Here is an 18,021-nt window from a genome sequence, read left to right as displayed (position 1 = left end):
CATGGCCAAAACTTTATATCAAAAATTATATGATGCTCACGTGGTACGTGAAGTCGAAGACGAAATCCCTTTGATTTATATCGACCGTCATTTGGTACACGAAGTCACTTCTCCACAAGCATTTGATGGGTTAAGAACCAAAAACCGTCCATTGCATCAACCAAGTAAAACGTTTGCTACGATGGATCATAACGTATCCACCCAAACCAAAGACATCAATGCTTGCGGTGATATGGCGCGTATTCAAATGCAAGAACTGATGAAAAACTGCAAAGAGTTTGGTGTCACCCTGTATGATTTGAACCACCCATACCAAGGGATAGTTCATGTAATGGGGCCAGAACAAGGGATCACCTTACCAGGTATGACGATTGTGTGTGGGGACTCACACACCGCAACCCATGGCGCTTTCGGTGCATTAGCGTTTGGTATCGGTACGTCAGAAGTTGAGCATGTTATGGCGACCCAGACACTGAAACAAGCTCGTGCAAAAACCATGAAAATTGAAGTGGTCGGCAAGGCGCCTGCAGGCATTACAGCAAAAGATATCGTTTTGGCGATCATTGGTACAACAGGCAGCGCAGGTGGTACAGGCTATATTGTTGAATTTTGTGGTGAAGCCATTGAAAACCTGAGTATGGAAGGTCGCATGACGGTTTGTAATATGGCCATCGAATTGGGTGCAAAAGCAGGTATTATCGCACCAGATGCGACAACATTTGATTACATGAAAGGCCGTCAGTTTGCACCAAAAGGCCAGCAATGGGATGACGCCGTTGCTTATTGGAAGACCTTAAAAACGGATGATGATGCTAAATTTGATAAAGTCATCACCATTCAAGCTAGCAGTATTGCACCACAAGTGACTTGGGGAACCAATCCAGGACAAGTGATTGCAATCAACCAACCGATCCCTGCACCAGAGTCTTTTGCGGATCCTGTTGAGCGCGCATCTGCTGAAAAAGCTTTAGCTTATATGGGGTTACAATCAGGTATTAAGTTATCTGATGTCAAGATCGATAAAGTGTTTATCGGTTCATGTACTAACTCACGTATTGAAGATTTACGTGCAGCCGCAGCAATTGCTAAAGGCAAAAAAGTGGCTGATGGCGTACAAGCTATTGTGGTTCCAGGATCGGGGCCTGTAAAAGCCCAAGCAGAACAAGAAGGTTTGGATAAAATTTTTATTGATGCAGGCTTTGAATGGCGGTTACCTGGCTGCTCCATGTGCTTAGCCATGAACAATGACCGCTTAAACCCAGGTGAACGTTGCGCGTCCACCAGTAACCGTAACTTTGAAGGTCGCCAAGGCCGAGCAGGTCGCACCCATTTAGTCAGCCCTGCAATGGCAGCTGCGGCGGCGATTAATGGTCATTTCGCTGATGTTCGCGATATTCAGATTTAAAGGAGAGAAAAATGGACAAGTTAATCACCCATGTGGGCATTGTTGCTCCTTTAGACGCCGCGAATGTGGACACTGACGCGATTATTCCAAAGCAATTTTTACAAAAAGTCACCCGCACAGGTTTTGGTCAACATTTATTTAATGACTGGCGTTTTTTAGATGAGAATGGTCAGCAGCCTAACCCTGATTTTGTACTGAATAAACCTGTTTTCAAAGGGGCGAGTATTTTGTTAGCCCGCGAAAACTTTGGCTGCGGATCGTCTCGTGAACACGCCCCATGGGCACTGACGGATTTTGGTATCCAAGTGGTTATTGCACCAAGCTTTGCAGATATTTTTTACGGCAACTCATTCAATAACCAACTGTTGCCAATCAAATTAAGCGAGCAAGAAGTGGATGAGATGTTTAACTACGTCAACAGCCACGAAGGTTGCCAGTTTACCGTTGATTTAGAAGCACAAACGGTCACTGCAGGGGATAAAACCTATCATTTTGATATTGATAGTTTCCGCCGTCATTGCATGATGAATGGGTTAGATAGCATTGGTTTGACATTGCAACATGTCGACCAAATAAAGAATTATGAGCAACAAATCCCAACCTTTATGAACTAAGATACTCGTCATATTTCACATGGCAACGGCTTCACTACGCCTGCTTCGGTAGGCGTATTTCCGCTTTTATCTCACATTTATTCATATATAGCCGCTTTTCACCTCAAAAATGCGGAATTAACCCTTCTTAACAAATTTACGACTCCAAACGACTTCCCTATTAATTTCTTCCTGTATAATTAATAACAAAATAAATTTTTGCTTTTGCTTTTACTTTTGCTTTTAACTGACCGATTTTTTCTAAATAGTTTGAGGTGTGGCTAGGCGGCAAGCGAAGATAGCTTGGGGAGCATACACAAGTATGTGACCCAAGTAGCTGAGCGCAGTCAACAACGCCACAGCGCAAAATATGACGAAAAAATAAAAAAAAGCCGGCGAACCGGCTCGGTGATATATACACCATTACTCTAAATGGGGGAGTCGGCTTGCAATTGCACGCCAAACGAGCTACTTACTGCCACCTATTATCCGCAGATATTAGGAAATTAAAATTGATGCAATTTTTGCCGGAGTTCCTCTTTTATGTCTAATACACGCTTACAAACACAATTCGTTCGCCTCTGGCAACATTTTCAAGGGCACGATAGTGAAACCACGTTGCAGGATATTGCTGATATCTTGTTCTGTTCGCGCCGTCATGTACGAACGTTATTAAATAACATGCAAGGCCATGGTTGGTTAAGTTGGCAAGCGGAATCTGGTCGAGGCAAGCGTTCTACACTTATTTTCCATGTGAATGGGTTAGAACTCCAGCAAGCCCAAGCAGAACAACTGCTTAAAGAGGAAAGCATTGAAAAACTCGTGGCGTTAGTGGGTGATAAAGAAACTATCCGACAAATGGTGCTTTCCGAATTAGAGCGTAGCTATCGGCAAGGAAAAAATCTCTTACGCATTATTTATTACCGTGATTTCCCCAATTTATTGCCGGGAGCCCCCATGCGCCGCTCCGAAATTCATTTAATGAGCCAAATTTTTAATGGGTTAACCCATATAAATGAGGAAAAAGGGGAAGTAGAAGACGGGCTAGCCCACCACTGGCAGGACATCAGTGACACCCATTGGCGTTTCTATTTACGCCCTGCTATCTATTTCCATCATGGGCGGGAAATGCTTGCGGAAGATATTATTCACTCATTATTACGTTTAAAACAGTGCTGGCCTCTATTTTCCCATATTCAATCTGTGAGTTCACCACTGCCTTATGTCATTGATATTCAGTTAAATCAGCCTGATAAACAACTGCCTTGGTTGTTAGGTAGTCACCATGCGGCTATTTTACCTAAAGAATGGGAAAGCCTAGAAAACTTTAACCGCTACCCTATTGGCACTGGCCCCTACCAAGTTGATAAAAACCTGCCTCAAAAGCTGACCATTACCGCCTTTGACCGCTACTTTGGTTATCGCGCGCTCTTGGATGAGGTCACCATTTGGGTTGTACCTGAACTTTCAGAACAAATGGTGTGTACCACTCTAAAAATGGATGGTGATAAACACCATAATGATTCCTTAGAAAGCCGTATGGAAGAAGGTTGTTATTTTTTATTGATGGATCAACGCTCTGAGTTATCACAGCGGGAAGACGTTCGCAAATGGCTATGCAGCTTTCTCACGCCTGTCAACCTACTTGCTCATTGTGAACCTTTTTACCAGCGCCATTGGGCACCTGCTTATGGTTTATTGCTGCACTGGCATCACAGCAAAATGCTAACGTTATTTCCCAAACCTGACGACCTCACAGAGCTAACGGTCACATTTTACCATCACCACCACGAGTTCTATGCAATCAGCCAAATTATGAAGCGAGTGTTGCATGAACAAGGAGTCGAGTTAAAAATCAACATTGTTGACTATGATGACTGGTTTAACGGCAATTCCCAAAGTGATATTTGGCTAGCCACCGCCAATTTCTTTAAACCCCTTGAGTTTTCTATCTTTGCCACCTTGTATGAAATGCCACTATTACGTCAGTGCCTTGGTGATAGCCTCGATACGCAATTAAATCAATGGCGAAATAATACTTTTGATGTCGAAGCGTGGTGTGAAAGCTTAATTGACTCACAAATCTTTCATCCTATATTTCACCACTGGCTTGAGTTGCAAGGTCAACGCACTATGCGCGGCGTTAGGATGAATACCTTTGGTTGGTTTGATTTTAAATCCGCATGGTTTAAGCCTTCTGAGGATAACCTGTCTAATTTATGATAGTTATAAACAGCCAAAGTGAATAATAAGGATGTTATTCACTTTTTCTGTGGATATCCATGTGAACAACCCTATAGCAATCAGGGTATATCCCCAAATCAGGTTTTTATCAAAAATAATTAAAATCTAATAAACTTTGATAAATCAACGAAATAAAGCCCCAAAAAACACGTTATCCACTGGTTAATTTTTTCACTAAAAAGCTTAGGACTTTAACTGAGCAAATATCAAACAACGTCGTATTTATCCACAACTAATGTGTTTAACTTACTCTATTTTTGTGATGAACATCATAAAACCCCATTCGTCAAGGCTGTAAATACACACAGTAATCACTGTTTTACACAGTTATCCAGAAAACCTGTGGATAACCTAGTGTATGATCCTGTGATTATCTTGGGATGAACATGAATAACCCGATAAACAAAATTTAATACCGTTGGATAAAAAGCATTAACTACATATATATCATGCAGTTAAAAATAGTCATGAAAAAGTGTTATACTCTCTTAGTTATGTGAATTATTTTTGATTGTTTTTTATACATTTAATTTTTAGAGCATTATGTCATTTACGCCACCACAACCACCAGATAACGAAGCTACCTTAATGAGTCGGGCTCAAGCGCTTGCCGGCTATACTTTAGGTGAACTCGCCCAAATTGCCAGTGTCCCTATCCCCCCCGATCTAAAACGTGATAAAGGCTGGGTAGGCATGCTACTTGAATATTATTTAGGGGCGAGTGCAGGTAGTAAGGCGGAGCAAGATTTTGCCCACATTGGCGTTGAGCTCAAAACTATCCCTATCGACCGCCATGGTGTTCCTCTCGAAACGACCTTTGTCTCCGTTGCCCCTTTAACAGGGAACAGCGGTTTAACATGGGAAAATAGCCATGTACGGCGTAAACTATCGCGTATACTGTGGTTTCCTATTGAAGGTGAACGCCAAATTCCCTTAGCGGAACGTCGGGTCGCTAACCCAGTAATTTGGAGCCCATCCCCGCTTGAGGAACAGTTACTACGGCAAGATTGGGAAGAATTAATGGATTTGATTGTGTTGGGAAAAGTCGAAACAATTACGGCACGCCATGGGCAAGTTCTACAAATCCGCCCAAAAGCGGCAAACAATAAGGCTCTGACAGAAGCCATTGGCGAGTTTGGCCAACCCATTATGACGCTTCCTCGCGGTTTCTACCTTAAAAAAGATTTTACCGCCCCACTGTTAGCTCGGCATTTTAATCTCACTTAATCAACAAGGTGTCGCCTGTACCAAAGCAGACGATAAACATTTATCCCTGTTTCATAATAAAAGGTACACAGATGTTTGAATGGATACTCGACCCCAATGCTTGGATGGCACTTGCCACTCTAACCATTTTGGAAATAGTTTTAGGTATCGATAATATTATTTTTTTGAGTATCGTAGTGAGTAAGCTCCCCGCTCACCAACAAAATAGTGCCCGGCGTACAGGGCTAATTGCAGCGATGGTCATGCGCCTTGCCTTATTAGCCTCAATTGCCTGGTTATCACGCCTCACAACCCCGTTATTCACCATTGCAGACCATGTCGTTTCCGCTCGAGATATCATTTTATGTGCAGGGGGAATTTTCCTGATATGGAAAGCCAGCCAAGAAATTTTTGAAACTATTGAAGGAGAGGATGAAAACAATCTTGCGCAGCGGCAAGTGCATTCATTTTGGGGCGCTATTGTACAAATTGCCCTGTTAGATATTATTTTTAGCCTCGATTCCGTTATCACCGCCGTTGGGCTTTCTGATCACCTGTTTATTATGATGGCCGCAGTGATTATTGCAGTGCTTATCATGATGTTAGCCGCAAAAAGTATTGGTGACTTTGTCGAACGCTACCCATCCGTTAAAATTCTCGCGCTCTCTTTTTTAATTTTAGTCGGCTTTACACTGATACTCGAAAGCGTACAAGTTCATGTTGCTAAAGGGTATATCTATTTCGCAATGTTCTTTTCCATGGCCGTTCAAATGCTCAATATCCTGCGCAGCAAAAAATGGAAAATGAAACACAAAGTAAATTAACGCCCTGATTCAAGCGCTTGCTTTGCAGCTAAGATAGCCCCTTCAACTGCTTTCTTAGCTTGTGGGCTATTTTTCCAGCAACTTGAACCTGTAAGTGCAGCACCAGCAATTAAAATTTCATCATAAGATGCTTCACTAAGCTGAGCCAATGATGAAAACCCCATCTGTTCCAAACGGCTGATCACCATCGGGCCAACCCCTTTCACTGCCAATAAAACCTGCTTTTCTGACGCCGAAAATGCCATGAACACCTCTTTTCGTTAATTATTCAGCTAATATTTTGCAATTTACCTCTTTAATACTTTAAAATTGCAACCATAACAATGCCAGTTTGAATAATTATTAACTGAACTATCTTATCACCCAATCTTTCTTTGCCTGTTTTAGGAATTTACCATGTACAATGTGCCGTTGATTAACCCACGCCAACACTTCATGACGCTCTCTGATGGCCGTCAACTTTGCTGGTTTGAATCAGGGCCCAAAACAGGTTTTCCTGTGATTTTTTGTACTGGTGCAGGAATGAGTGGCAACCTTGGCTTTGGCTTAGATTTGCTGGAAAAATACAACATTCGCTTAATTGTGCCAGAACGTGCTGGCCTCGGTGATTCCACTTTTCACGCCAAAAAATCATTAAAAAGCTTTGCATTCGATATTCAAGCACTACTTGATAACCTAGCAATTAACCAATTTTCGGTACTGGGTTTTTCCCAAGGTGGTGTTTTCGCGATGGCGGTTGCCCATTATTGCCAGCCTGTTTCCCTTTCGATTGTGTCTGGGCAAGACCAATTCGAATACCCTGCGACTCGCGCTAAATTAACCGCTGACGTAGTGAATATGCAGGAACAAGCACTGAATACACCTGAGAACTTATCCGACTGGTTACAGAAAAATGTCACTGGCGAATGGTTACTAGCGTTTATCCTCAATTGCAGTGCAGAAATCGACCAACAGTTATACAATGAAGCACATTTTTTAGAGGCCTATACCGATTGTATACGCCGTGCTTTTTCTCAAGGCAATCAAGGCTATGTGCAGGATTTATTGCTTTCCCTGCAGAACTGGGAGTTCACCCCTGAAGACATCACCTGCCCAACCTCATTATGGTATGGTGAATTGGATATGAGCACCGTGCATTCCCCTGATTTTGGCGATGTTTTGGCCGACCGTTTTTTCAACTGTAGCCATCATTTATACACACAAGAAGGCGGTTCCTTGCTCTGGACACAAGCCGACGCTATTTTAACTGACCTGCAAAACCACGCCGCATAACATAAAAAGCCGCGGTGAATAATTCACAGCGGCTATCATTGCCATCCTAATATTACTACCTTCTATTAACGGTAAACGATCCCGCCATCCGTCAGGATAGATTGTCCTGTAATATAGTCAGAGTCATCGCTTGCTAAGAACGCCACTAAGCCCGCGACATCATCAGGAGTTTGAGCACGGCCTAATGCGATACCTTCAACATATTTTTTGTAAGTCTCACCTTTTGGTGCGCCTGTAATTTCAGCAAAGCGCTCATCGATTTCCACCCACATGTCTGTCCCAACAATACCTGGGCAATATGCATTTACAGTAATACCTGAACTTGCGTACTCTTTCGCCGCCGCTTGTGTTAAAGCACGCACCGCAAATTTGGTTGCTGAATATACACCTAACATAGCGAAACCGTCATGGCCTGCAATAGAAGAGGCATTAATGATTTTCCCTTTGTGCTTACGCTCTTGGAATTTCTCACTGGCAGCTTGAATACCCCACATAGTGCCATCTACATTGATTTTGAAGATTAAATCCATATCTTCTTGGCGAACATCAGCGATTGGCTTAACTTGCGCAATCCCTGCGTTGTTGATCATCACATCAAAACCACCTAGCTCAGCTTCTGCATGAGCAACCGCTGCAAACACTTGGTCACGCTGGCTAATATCCGCAGCAAACGTCGTGACTTTACGACCTAATGCTTCAATTTCTTTAGCCACATCTTGCAGTTTGTCTTTTTTCAAATCAACCAGTGCAATGTCCGCACCTTCTTTTGCTAAACGCAGAGCAATACCACGACCAATTCCCTGTGCCGCTCCGGTCACTAAAATAACTTTGTTATTTAAAGCCATACTGTTCTCCTACTTATTCATAGCCAAAATGACTAGTCCACCATGACTTATAAGTTAACAATAATAACAATAAGTTACAAAGAAATGATTTTAATCTACCATTTGGAACTTATAAAAAACATTTCACTATCTGATAGCGCTATTTATTTTACTCACCAACGAAAAGTACACAAATTCGTAAATTAGCAGGTATTCGTTAATAAAAATCATTCTCAAACAAGTGAGCAAAAAGTGCGAAACTCCACTATTTAATTCACGATTGTTGAATATACCAACATAAAAAAGCCACCAATTTGGTGGCTTCATGATAGCTAACTATATCGCTATAAGCGGATGATTATTTTTTAGACGCTTGAATATACAGCATTTCTAAAGCAATCGATGCCGCGGCTAATGCGGTGATTTCAGATTGGTCATAAGCGGGAGCCACTTCCACTAAATCCATCCCAACGATATTTAATGGCTGTAAACCACGCAGTAATTTCAGTGCACGGTCTGACGTTAAACCGCCAACGACTGGTGTGCCTGTGCCTGGTGCAAACGCAGGGTCAAGGCAGTCAATGTCAAAGGTTAGGTACACTGGCATGTCACCCACGATCTCTTTAATTTGCGCAACCATCTCGTCCACACCGCGGTCATTCACTTGCCCTGCATCGAGTACAGTGAAACCGTTGTCGCTATCGTGCTCAGTACGGATACCAATTTGCACTGAACGCGTTGGGTCAATCAAACCTTCTTTTGGTGCATGATAGAACATGGTGCCATGGTCATATTGACTACCATTGCCGTAAGTGTCAGTGTGAGCATCAAAATGCACTAGCGCCATTTTGCCGAAGTGTTTTGCATGTGCACGTAACAGTGGCAGCGTGACAAAGTGGTCACCTCCAAAGGTTAAGCAACGTTTGCCTGACTCTAACAGTTTTTCAGTATGTGCTTGCAGTTTATCGCACATGTCTTGTGCATCACCAAAAGCAAACACGACATCGCCGCAATCTACCACGTTTAAACGTTCTGTCAGTTTGAAGTTCCACGGCCAACGATGGCTTTCCCATGCTAGGTTAGTAGATACTTGACGGATTGCCGCAGGCCCATGACGGCTACCTGCACGGCCAGAGGTTGCCATATCAAATGGCACACCTGTAATAACCCACTCAGCGTCTGAGCTATATGGTTGAAAATTCAGTGGGAAACGTAAAAAACCAAATGCGTTAGAAACCAGTGAATTATCAACTTGATTACCTAATGTACTATTAATCATTTTTTATTCCTCAAAATAGACCCGCCTATTAGCAAGCCCCTTTAATATTTGGTTCGAATGGTTTTTACCTAATCAACTTCGCACAGTATAAATAACAAGTCATGTTATGCGCATAAAGTTATTATCTATTCACCTTCTTGATGCGCTAAATAGTTCGCGTTGTGGCTAGGCGGCAAGAGAGGATATCTCGGGGAGCATACAAGAGTATGTGACCCGAGTAGCCGAGTGCAGCCAACACCGCCACAGCACGAAATATGACGAGCATTAAGTATTTATTCGTCTTCTAAATAAGTATAACCATACAACCCATTTTCGAACTCTGCCACAAAGTCTTTTTGCAGCTGCTCGCTCAGCCCCGTACCTTTGACTTGCTCTGTAAAACTGTCTAACAGTACCTCTGGCACCAGTTTGACGTATTGCAGCATATCTGCCACTGAGTCGCCTTCTTCACTTTGTAGGTAACGAATATTACCTTGGCTATCGACCCACACATCAATTGCTGCAGTATCTCCGAATAGGTTATGCATGTTGCCTAAGATTTCTTGATAGGCACCTATCATAAAGAAACCAATCATTGGTGGGTTTTCTGGATCATACGCTGGCATTGGCATGGTGGTTTCGACACCATCACCATCAACGTAATGGTCGATTATGCCATCGGAGTCACAGGTGATGTCTAATAGCACCGCGCGGCGATCTAACGGTTTATCTAAGCCTTCAATCGGTAACACAGGGAAAACTTGGTCAATCCCCCATGAATCTGGCAGAGATTGGAATAATGAGAAATTTACATAGAACTTATCTGCCATGCGCTCTTGCAGCTCGTCGATGATTGGACGGTGAGCGCGGTTGCTTGGGTCTAAGTCTTGCTGGATACGACGGCAAATATTGAGGTATAGCTCTTCTGCCCATGCGCGTTGAGTTAAATCAAGTACGCCATGAGCATACTGGGTATGGGCTTCTTGCAAGTCGAACTGGCTATCATGCAACCATTCACGTAGCGAACGACTATTGCCTTGGTGCTGCATGGACTCCCATGTTTCCCACAGTGATACCAAAGAGCGTGGTGCGTCTTCATCTGGCGGTGAGGTTTTGGTAAATTCGTTACGCTCAACACCGATAACATTCGAGACCAACACAGTATGGTGCGCTGTCAATGCACGACCTGATTCCGTAATGACGGTTGGATGTGGAAGGTCAAATTCTTCACACGCATCGCCAATTGCCCAAATCACATTATTCGCGTACTCGTTCAAGCCATAGTTAACTGAACAATCGGACTGCGAACGTGTTCCTTCATAGTCAACGCCTAAACCGCCACCCACATCAAAGCATTGAATATTGACACCTAAACGATGCAACTCCACATAAAAACGTGCAGATTCACGAACCCCTGTCGCGATATCGCGAATATTGGCCATCTGTGAGCCTAAATGGAAATGCAGTAATTGCAGGCTATCTAACCGATTTGCATTGCGTAAAATTTCCACCAATTGCAGAACCTGCGTAGCCGCCAAACCAAATTTTGATTTCTCGCCGCCACTGGCTTGCCATTTGCCTGATCCTTGAGAAGCTAAACGTGCACGCACACCTAAACGAGGCGTCACATTCAAGCTTTCCGCTTCTTTTAACACCATCTCAATTTCAGACATTTTTTCGATCACAAGATAAACCTTATGACCCAATTTTTCCCCGATTAACGCTAAGCGAATATATTCACGGTCTTTATAACCATTACAGACGATGACGGTTTGTGTTTTGCCTGCGTTGGCGAGTACCGCCATAAGTTCCGCTTTCGAACCTGCCTCAAGCCCTAATGGTTCTCCTGAATTAACCAATGACTCAATCACGCGGCGCTGCTGATTTACCTTAATTGGATAAACCAAAAAATAGTCGCCTTTATAGCCATAGGATTCACGAGCGCGTCTAAATGCGGCATTAATTGAACGCAAACGGTGCTGTAAGATTTGAGGAAAACAGAACAATGCAGGCAAGCGCAAATGCTCTTGTTCTTCTTTGACTTGGTTAACTAATTCAGCAAGATCAACAAAAGTGTCAGGGTTTTCAGGGTTTGGGCAAACACAGACATTTCCGCGCTCATTCACCTGATAGTAACCACCGCCCCAATACGCAATGTTATAGGTCTGGCGCATTTTGCGTGCGATATTATCATTCATAATAAACTCCTGTATGGAGGGGTGAGTGGCGCGCTCTCATTCCTGATATATGTCAGTAAAGACATAGCACTGGCAAGCAGTTATATCGGAGGAAACGGCAATACTCAGATTTTAATAAAAAGTGCTTAGAATTCTAAACAGTGACAATATACGACCTTAAGCTGACAAATTAATGACTCAGCCTTGAAGGTGTATTAAAGATGTGACGGTAACTTCGTGATGAAGTAAAGAATGACAGGAAAGTAAACGCCAAAGTCACACGGCGATCCGCATATGACGGTTGGATACTGTTATTCAGTAGATTATGGATCATTCCCCATTAACCCCCAATATAACTGTTTAGCCCCTTCAGATTTCAATGTTGTAGCACTATTTTGGCAGGCTGACCTGTTGATTTAAGCTATATCACCTTGTGTTTTATTGAAATTCAAAAGTTTATAAACATTCCTGATAGATAGTAGGCGCTTTATTTTGACCTACTGGTATATAACGGGAAAAAACAACCATCCGTTACGGTCGCAGTTTATACATCTATTGGACGCAAAAAGCAAAAGCAAAATGCCGAAATTGCGATAAAATTTTAACGGCAATAAATCGAGCTATTAATCACGGCGACCTATAAGCAAAAAATAGCTCATCGATATAATGCTATTCACCCTAAATGATTTTTAAGTGAAAAACAGCCAAATAAAATAAACCTCCCTTTCCTTAAGGATTTAAAGCGATTTTGCTTAGTTTATGACGTGTTAGTAGGGATTACGCCTAGGGGATGATAGTTAATTTGTGCCTCTATTCGTTTTTTGTATAAATACAGGTAGAAATTTTTACTTCATAGGACTAAAATAGCCGTCTAGATGTTAAAACATCCAACTATAAATTCTGCGAATTCTTAAGGTATTAAACTCATGGCTACACATCTCTTTACTTCTGAGTCTGTATCAGAAGGGCATCCAGACAAAATTGCGGATCAAATCTCTGACGCAGTACTTGATGCTATTCTTGAACAAGACCCAAAAGCTCGCGTTGCCTGCGAAACCTACGTCAAAACAGGTATGGTAATGGTCGGGGGAGAAATCACCACCAGTGCTTGGGTTGATATTGAAGAAATCACACGCAAAACGGTTCGTGAAATTGGTTACACCAGTTCAGATATGGGCTTTGATGCCAATTCTTGTGCTGTTTTAAGTGCGATTGGTAAGCAGTCTCCTGATATCAACCAAGGTGTTGACCGTACAGACCCATCAGAACAAGGTGCGGGTGACCAAGGCCTGATGTTTGGTTATGCAACCAATGAAACTGATGTGCTAATGCCAGCGCCAATTACTTATGCACACCGCTTAGTTCAACGCCAAGCAGAAGTGCGTAAAAATGGTACATTGCCATGGTTGCGTCCAGACGCGAAAAGCCAAGTCACCTTTAAATACGATAACAACAAAATTGTGGGTATCGACGCCGTTGTTTTATCCACTCAGCATTCTGAAGATATCCAACAAAAAGAACTGCATGAAGCGGTGATGGAAGAAATCATCAAGCCCGTTCTGCCAGCAGAGTGGTTATCAAAAGAAACGAAATACTTTATTAACCCGACAGGCCGTTTTGTTATCGGTGGGCCAATGGGTGACTGTGGCTTAACAGGCCGTAAAATTATCGTTGATACCTACGGCGGTATGGCGCGTCATGGGGGCGGTGCGTTTTCTGGTAAAGACCCATCAAAAGTTGACCGTTCAGCAGCCTATGCAGCACGTTATGTTGCAAAAAATATTGTTGCGGCTGGCCTGGCTGATCGTTGTGAAATCCAAGTGTCTTACGCGATTGGTGTTGCTGAGCCAACCTCTATTATGGTGGAAACATTTGGTACAGCGAAAGTTGATGAGACTTTACTTATCCAATTAGTGCGTGAGTTCTTTGACTTACGTCCTTATGGTTTGATCAACATGCTTGACCTACTACACCCTATTTATCAGCAAACTGCGTCTTATGGCCACTTTGGCCGCCCACAATTCCCGTGGGAAAAAACAGACAAAGCAGAAGCTTTACGCGAAGCTGCTGGTCTGTAATACATCGAACTAAAACGTATTACACAAAAACCCATCATAGTGATGGGTTTTTTTATTGCTTGTGACTTAAACCCTATAAAATGGCTTAGGATTTTTGGCTAAATTGGTAAACGGACATCCCTGCAATCATTGCCAGCGTAAAAATAATTCCTTGAGTGATCCCCAAGCCAGTTAATAATAATGCAGGTCCTGGGCAAATCCCTGCAAGTCCCCAACCAAGGCCAAATACCGCACTCCCAGCCAACAACTTTTTGTCTATTTTTTGATCAGTTGGAATTTGCAACGGGCAATTTAACACACTCACTCGGCGCTTTTTCACCCATGCATAAGAAACTCCGCTAATCGCCATCGCAACAGCCATCGTCACCAGTAATGAAGGATCCCAATTTCCAGTGATATCTAAGAATGCTAAAATTTTGGCTGGATTTCCCATCCCCGCAAGCACTAACCCCAAGCCAAATAAGACCCCTGAAATTAAGGCAATAAGAATTGGCATCAGTTTATCCCCCTAACCCAAAATGATTAGAAATCGCAACGGTCACAAAAGCAACAATCATGAAAATCAACACCGCGACAATTGAGCGACGGGAAAAACGCGCCATACCACAAATGCCGTGTCCACTTGTACAGCCGCTCCCTAAGCGCGTGCCAAAGCCAACGAATAAACCCGCGATGATCAAAATAGGCGTACTTGCCGCGATATTGACTTCAGGTGTATAAGCAAACCACGTAAATAAAATCGGCGAGATAATAATGCCCAAAATAAAGGCAACCTTCCATGCGGTGTCCCCTTTAGTCGGTTTTAAGATCCCTCCCAAAATACCGCTAATCCCAGCAATTCTGCCGTTAAAAACCAACAAAATTGCCACAGCAACACCAATGAATACCCCACCGATTGCTGCTGAGACTGGTGTGAAATTTGCCCAATCAATACTCATCTTATTTCTCCTGCACGGGGCAATAAAGTTGATATAACGTATTGAGTAACGTGAATAATTTTTCATCCGCAATTGCATAATAAATGCGTTTGCCCTCACGGCGAGTTTTCACAAGCCCATCATTACGCAACACCGTAAGTTGCTGGGATAATGTAGGTTGTTGGATACCGAGTTGTTGCTCCAAATCGCTGACGCAAGCCTCCCCTTGAGTCAATTGGCACAATAAAATTAGCCTATCTGGGTTACCCAACGTTTTTAATAAGGAAGCCGTTTGTGATGCCGCCTGTTTCATAGCTGAAAGCTGCTGTTCCGATGTGATATTATTCATACAGTCACTTATACTTAGCAATATTATATATAAATACAATATATTATTTAATATAATAACTGTCAATTTTTACTTGTTTGAAAGCAACTGCATCACGTATTCTTAACTAATGAAAACCATTCGAGTCCCCATATTCCTACAACAGCACGTTATGCGAGTTCTACGCGAAAAGCTGGCCCTTGCTGAACAAAAACTGGAACAAACATTTCCTGAGCCCGCTGTTAACTACAAACAGCGAGGTACCACGGCGGGTAGCGCTTACCTGAAAGAGTGGGAAATTCGCCTCAATGCAACCCTACTGATTGAAAACACAGAAAAATTTATCGATGAAGTCATCCCTCACGAACTTGCACACTTGTTGGTATACCATGTGTTTGGGCGTAAAGGTGTTGCCCCCCATGGGAAGGAATGGAAATGGATGATGCAGCATGTATTAGAGGTTGATGCGAAACGCACACACAACTTTGCCGTTGCAACGGTAAAAAGCAAAACATTTGCCTATCACTGTGCTTGCCAAACCGTACATCAATTAACCATTCGTCGCCATAATAAAGTGGTACGAGGGGAAAACCAATATTTGTGCCGTCAATGTGGGGAGATTTTAAAACAAGAAAAATTAATCGAAACTGCGGCAGAAAACTGATTTCCTGCCGCATCAAATTTGAGGCGTGTGCTTAAGCGAACTCCGTCATCACTAATTTAGCAATTTCAAAGTAAATGATTAAGCCAGTTCCATCGATAAAGGTCGCGATAAACGGTGCAGATACCACGGCTGGGTCAACTTTCATTTTCTTTAAAACCATTGGAATAATTGAAGAAACAATCGCACTCCACATTGTAATCGCGACGATAGTTAAGCTCACCACGATAGTCACTTCATGGCCAACACCTAAAATCCAAGCACGGATTAGGGCTGCGCCGCCAATAGTAATTGCGACTAAAAACGAAGTTGAAACCTCTTTCTTCAGGACTGTGCCTAAATTACGCAAACTCACCTCGCCCAATGCCATCGCACGGACTAACGTTGAGGTAATTTGTGTTCCACTGTTACCCCCCGTTCCAATTAATAATGGAATAAAGAAAGCCAGTGAAATTGCGGCTTCAAGTTGTTCTTCAAATGCTTTTAGTACTGTTCCTGTGTATGCTTCCGCCACAAACAACATTAATAACCAAACCACACGCTTACGCCATAATGTGACTGGGCTTGTGGTTAAGTAAGGTTCATCAAGTGGTGTGGTTGCGCCTTGTAACTGCGCATCAAGTGTATTCTCATCTTCAATCAGTTCTGCGATATCTTGCGGACGCAAAACCCCCATTAACTTGCCAAATTGCACCACTGGGATCATATCTAACCCACTATGGTTAATCAGGTCATAAACATCATGACGAGATTGTTCAGGCGCAACTGAAAAATAATTGTGACGCATAATATCTGACACAAATAAGTTTTCAGGTGATGCTAATAATGATTTAACTGAAAGAATACCATTTAAATAATTGTCGTTATCGACAACAAATAAATAGGTGGGGATTTGCTCGCCCTCAAGGTGCTCAATAAGGTTTTGTTTTACACAAGCAATTGAATCTGCGACAGAAACTGGCAAATATGATTGGCTCATATATGCGCTGACTGTGGCGTCATCGATTTTTGGTTGTTGTGTATTGTTGCCTTTGAGGCGTGCGTCTTTCATCGCGGATTGAGCAATGGCAACTGCTCCCGCTTTGTTCTGGGTAGTGAATGTCATTTTTTTAGTCCCTAGTTACTGTTGGTTACTCAAACAGTACTCACATAGGGGCGAAACCAGATGAGAGAATGCGAAAGCTATCTCTTCGTCTCGGTTTTAGCACTATACAACGTATCCTGTCTTTAACAGGAAGTTACATGGGGATATACCTTCGGTCGATATATCCTGTCCTAATCTTGGGCGTCTCTCGACGTCGTCAGATCAGTAACCTATGTTTGTATAGGAGCCTCGCCTAACGAGATACTGCACTTTGGATGCGGCGCGAATTATACCCACTGAGAAATTAATTACCACCCTATTCCTACGGTTTTTTACGCATTGAAAACTTACCGTTTAGGTCTCGTTTAAGTTAATGTTTAAAATAAACTAATAAAGTAACAAAATGTAATTTTAAATAATTTTCATTACTTTTCTATTAACAGTTAGCATAAAAAATAAATAACCATGTGGAAAATTAAAAATGTATTTAAAATAATCGTTAACGTTTTTTATATTATACAAAGAAAACAATGACCAAACTTCATGACTACAGCCTATTTCAGCTTTTCAAGATAGATTCGCCCCATTTAATATAATGTGAACTCATATAGCGAGTAAGATAAATCACTCATACTATTATATCTTACAATCCTTTCTTTCACCAAAGGGAAAAAAACAGAAATTTAGGTATGGAAATTTACTTATGGTGATATTTAATTCCAAAAATTAACATAAGGGCACTTTTTTAATTTTATATAAATATTTTTTTATTTTAATTCAGAATTAAATATCAACGGATTTATCTTAAAATAAATCAAGATTTATTAACCGTGAAAATTTTATTATGGATAAAGTAATTGTAGGAATGTTAACTAGCTTAACATTTCGTGTAAATGATGAAATAAAAATCGCGGCGATTTCCGCTTTAGGAGATTTTAAAGCAACGATTGAATATAATGATGCCATTATAAGAATCATAGACTTGTGCCAAGATCCGAATAAGGAAGTTGCTGTTTCAGCGATCAATACATTAAGTAAGTTATCGGTGTATTTTATACAAACCCCGCTATTAGAACATTAAATCTTACTCTTATTTTATGTATTGTAAATTTTAAATACCTTTTATATGGAATACTGTCCCATTAAATAA

The 18,021-nt window shown here is 42.0% G+C and carries 17 protein-coding genes and 1 riboswitch; of the genes, 9 read left to right on the top strand and 8 right to left on the bottom strand.

The annotated features are described in order from the left end of the window. The first annotated feature begins 1 nt into the window (after position 1). The 5 genes from leuC to ACE2AL_RS06400 all read left to right on the top strand — a co-directional run bounded on the left by leuC (position 2) and on the right by ACE2AL_RS06400 (position 6,272). Complete coding sequence (gene leuC, locus ACE2AL_RS06420; protein WP_272539108.1) at positions 2-1,405, top strand: 3-isopropylmalate dehydratase large subunit; 1,404 nt, start codon at positions 2-4, stop codon at positions 1,403-1,405. A gap of 11 nt (positions 1,406-1,416) precedes the next feature. Then, positions 1,417-2,019, top strand: a complete 603-nt coding sequence (gene leuD / locus ACE2AL_RS06415; RefSeq protein WP_206082717.1) for a 3-isopropylmalate dehydratase small subunit — start codon at positions 1,417-1,419, stop codon at positions 2,017-2,019. 522 nt (positions 2,020-2,541) lie between these two features. Further along, positions 2,542-4,221: an HTH-type transcriptional regulator SgrR gene (sgrR, locus tag ACE2AL_RS06410; RefSeq protein WP_206082718.1), complete on the top strand. Its 1,680-nt coding sequence runs from the start codon at positions 2,542-2,544 to the stop codon at positions 4,219-4,221. Between the two features lie 564 nt (positions 4,222-4,785). Then, the gene (gene mutH / locus ACE2AL_RS06405; protein ID WP_206082719.1) at positions 4,786-5,469 is read left to right on the top strand and encodes a DNA mismatch repair endonuclease MutH; all 684 of its coding nucleotides are present in this window, start codon (positions 4,786-4,788) and stop codon (positions 5,467-5,469) included. Positions 5,470-5,540: 71 nt separating this feature from the next. Continuing rightward, positions 5,541-6,272 carry a TerC family protein gene (locus ACE2AL_RS06400; RefSeq protein ID WP_272573416.1) on the top strand — a complete coding sequence of 244 codons (732 nt, stop codon included), beginning with the start codon at positions 5,541-5,543 and terminating at the stop codon, positions 6,270-6,272. Here ACE2AL_RS06400 and ACE2AL_RS06395 read toward each other — a convergent pair. Beyond that, positions 6,269-6,517, bottom strand: a complete 249-nt coding sequence (locus ACE2AL_RS06395; protein ID WP_353167364.1) for a helix-hairpin-helix domain-containing protein — start codon at positions 6,515-6,517, stop codon at positions 6,269-6,271. The genes ACE2AL_RS06400 and ACE2AL_RS06395 overlap by 4 nt on opposite strands. A gap of 151 nt (positions 6,518-6,668) precedes the next feature. On the opposite strand from ACE2AL_RS06395, the gene ACE2AL_RS06390 reads away from it, so the two are divergent. After that, the gene (locus tag ACE2AL_RS06390) at positions 6,669-7,544 is read left to right on the top strand and encodes an alpha/beta fold hydrolase (RefSeq protein WP_206082722.1); all 876 of its coding nucleotides are present in this window, start codon (positions 6,669-6,671) and stop codon (positions 7,542-7,544) included. 65 nt (positions 7,545-7,609) lie between these two features. On the opposite strand, the gene ACE2AL_RS06385 is transcribed toward ACE2AL_RS06390, so the two are convergent. From ACE2AL_RS06385 to speA, 3 genes are all read right to left on the bottom strand, one after another. Next, positions 7,610-8,389, bottom strand: coding sequence for an acetoin reductase (locus tag ACE2AL_RS06385; protein ID WP_102137372.1), 780 nt, complete (start codon positions 8,387-8,389; stop codon positions 7,610-7,612). Between the two features lie 337 nt (positions 8,390-8,726). Then, on the bottom strand, positions 8,727-9,647 hold the full coding sequence (gene speB / locus ACE2AL_RS06380) for an agmatinase (RefSeq protein WP_206082723.1): 921 nt from the start codon (positions 9,645-9,647) through the stop codon (positions 8,727-8,729). Between the two features lie 272 nt (positions 9,648-9,919). Continuing rightward, positions 9,920-11,824, bottom strand: a complete 1,905-nt coding sequence (gene speA, locus ACE2AL_RS06375) for a biosynthetic arginine decarboxylase (RefSeq protein ID WP_206082724.1) — start codon at positions 11,822-11,824, stop codon at positions 9,920-9,922. Between the two features lie 905 nt (positions 11,825-12,729). On the opposite strand from speA, the gene metK reads away from it, so the two are divergent. Further along, positions 12,730-13,881 (top strand): methionine adenosyltransferase, encoded by a 1,152-nt coding sequence (gene metK / locus ACE2AL_RS06370; protein WP_206082725.1) that lies wholly within the window; start codon positions 12,730-12,732, stop codon positions 13,879-13,881. Between the two features lie 85 nt (positions 13,882-13,966). Here the strand turns inward: metK and ACE2AL_RS06365 are convergent, their stop codons facing one another. Genes ACE2AL_RS06365 through ACE2AL_RS06355 form a run of 3 tightly spaced genes read right to left on the bottom strand, consistent with a single transcriptional unit; the run spans position 13,967 to position 15,147 of the window. Continuing rightward, the gene (locus ACE2AL_RS06365; protein WP_375084158.1) at positions 13,967-14,377 is read right to left on the bottom strand and encodes a DUF6691 family protein; all 411 of its coding nucleotides are present in this window, start codon (positions 14,375-14,377) and stop codon (positions 13,967-13,969) included. Positions 14,378-14,381: 4 nt separating this feature from the next. Further along, positions 14,382-14,819: a YeeE/YedE family protein gene (locus ACE2AL_RS06360; RefSeq protein ID WP_206082727.1), complete on the bottom strand. Its 438-nt coding sequence runs from the start codon at positions 14,817-14,819 to the stop codon at positions 14,382-14,384. 1 nt (position 14,820) lies between these two features. Next, a complete protein-coding gene (locus ACE2AL_RS06355; RefSeq protein ID WP_206082728.1) occupies positions 14,821-15,147 on the bottom strand; it encodes a helix-turn-helix transcriptional regulator in 327 nt (108 codons plus the stop codon). A gap of 109 nt (positions 15,148-15,256) precedes the next feature. Here ACE2AL_RS06355 and ACE2AL_RS06350 point away from each other — a divergent pair, with 109 nt between their 5' ends. After that, positions 15,257-15,790: a SprT family zinc-dependent metalloprotease gene (locus tag ACE2AL_RS06350; RefSeq protein ID WP_206082729.1), complete on the top strand. Its 534-nt coding sequence runs from the start codon at positions 15,257-15,259 to the stop codon at positions 15,788-15,790. A gap of 31 nt (positions 15,791-15,821) precedes the next feature. Here the strand turns inward: ACE2AL_RS06350 and ACE2AL_RS06345 are convergent, their stop codons facing one another. After that, on the bottom strand, positions 15,822-16,892 hold the full coding sequence (locus ACE2AL_RS06345) for a magnesium transporter (protein WP_206082730.1): 1,071 nt from the start codon (positions 16,890-16,892) through the stop codon (positions 15,822-15,824). A 74-nt stretch (positions 16,893-16,966) separates the two neighbouring features. Continuing rightward, positions 16,967-17,139: riboswitch (M-box (ykoK) riboswitch) on the bottom strand. Positions 17,140-17,715: 576 nt separating this feature from the next. Between ACE2AL_RS06345 and ACE2AL_RS06340 the strand changes: the two genes are divergently transcribed. Next, a complete protein-coding gene (locus ACE2AL_RS06340; protein ID WP_206082731.1) occupies positions 17,716-17,952 on the top strand; it encodes a HEAT repeat domain-containing protein in 237 nt (78 codons plus the stop codon). Positions 17,953-18,021 lie beyond the last annotated feature (69 nt).

This window comes from Providencia xihuensis, from assembly GCF_041953405.1.
In the GTDB taxonomy this organism is placed as follows: Bacteria; Pseudomonadota; Gammaproteobacteria; order Enterobacterales; family Enterobacteriaceae; genus Providencia; species Providencia vermicola.
The sequence above is the reverse complement of the archived record's forward strand: the minus strand, read 5'-3'. Positions and strand labels throughout refer to the sequence as shown.

Excerpts from the sequence above, each read along its gene's own strand:
- leuC (WP_272539108.1), top strand. The coding sequence starts at position 2 with ATGGCCAAAACTTTATATCAAAAATTATATGATGCTCACGTGGTACGT.
- leuD (WP_206082717.1), top strand. The coding sequence starts at position 1,417 with ATGGACAAGTTAATCACCCATGTGGGCATTGTTGCTCCTTTAGACGCC.
- sgrR (WP_206082718.1), top strand. The coding sequence starts at position 2,542 with ATGTCTAATACACGCTTACAAACACAATTCGTTCGCCTCTGGCAACAT.
- mutH (WP_206082719.1), top strand. The coding sequence starts at position 4,786 with ATGTCATTTACGCCACCACAACCACCAGATAACGAAGCTACCTTAATG.
- ACE2AL_RS06400 (WP_272573416.1), top strand. The coding sequence starts at position 5,541 with ATGTTTGAATGGATACTCGACCCCAATGCTTGGATGGCACTTGCCACT.
- ACE2AL_RS06395 (WP_353167364.1), bottom strand. The coding sequence starts at position 6,517 with ATGGCATTTTCGGCGTCAGAAAAGCAGGTTTTATTGGCAGTGAAAGGG.
- ACE2AL_RS06390 (WP_206082722.1), top strand. The coding sequence starts at position 6,669 with ATGTACAATGTGCCGTTGATTAACCCACGCCAACACTTCATGACGCTC.
- ACE2AL_RS06385 (WP_102137372.1), bottom strand. The coding sequence starts at position 8,389 with ATGGCTTTAAATAACAAAGTTATTTTAGTGACCGGAGCGGCACAGGGA.
- speB (WP_206082723.1), bottom strand. The coding sequence starts at position 9,647 with ATGATTAATAGTACATTAGGTAATCAAGTTGATAATTCACTGGTTTCT.
- speA (WP_206082724.1), bottom strand. The coding sequence starts at position 11,824 with ATGAATGATAATATCGCACGCAAAATGCGCCAGACCTATAACATTGCG.
- metK (WP_206082725.1), top strand. The coding sequence starts at position 12,730 with ATGGCTACACATCTCTTTACTTCTGAGTCTGTATCAGAAGGGCATCCA.
- ACE2AL_RS06365 (WP_375084158.1), bottom strand. The coding sequence starts at position 14,377 with ATGCCAATTCTTATTGCCTTAATTTCAGGGGTCTTATTTGGCTTGGGG.
- ACE2AL_RS06360 (WP_206082727.1), bottom strand. The coding sequence starts at position 14,819 with ATGAGTATTGATTGGGCAAATTTCACACCAGTCTCAGCAGCAATCGGT.
- ACE2AL_RS06355 (WP_206082728.1), bottom strand. The coding sequence starts at position 15,147 with ATGAATAATATCACATCGGAACAGCAGCTTTCAGCTATGAAACAGGCG.
- ACE2AL_RS06350 (WP_206082729.1), top strand. The coding sequence starts at position 15,257 with ATGAAAACCATTCGAGTCCCCATATTCCTACAACAGCACGTTATGCGA.
- ACE2AL_RS06345 (WP_206082730.1), bottom strand. The coding sequence starts at position 16,892 with ATGACATTCACTACCCAGAACAAAGCGGGAGCAGTTGCCATTGCTCAA.
- ACE2AL_RS06340 (WP_206082731.1), top strand. The coding sequence starts at position 17,716 with ATGGATAAAGTAATTGTAGGAATGTTAACTAGCTTAACATTTCGTGTA.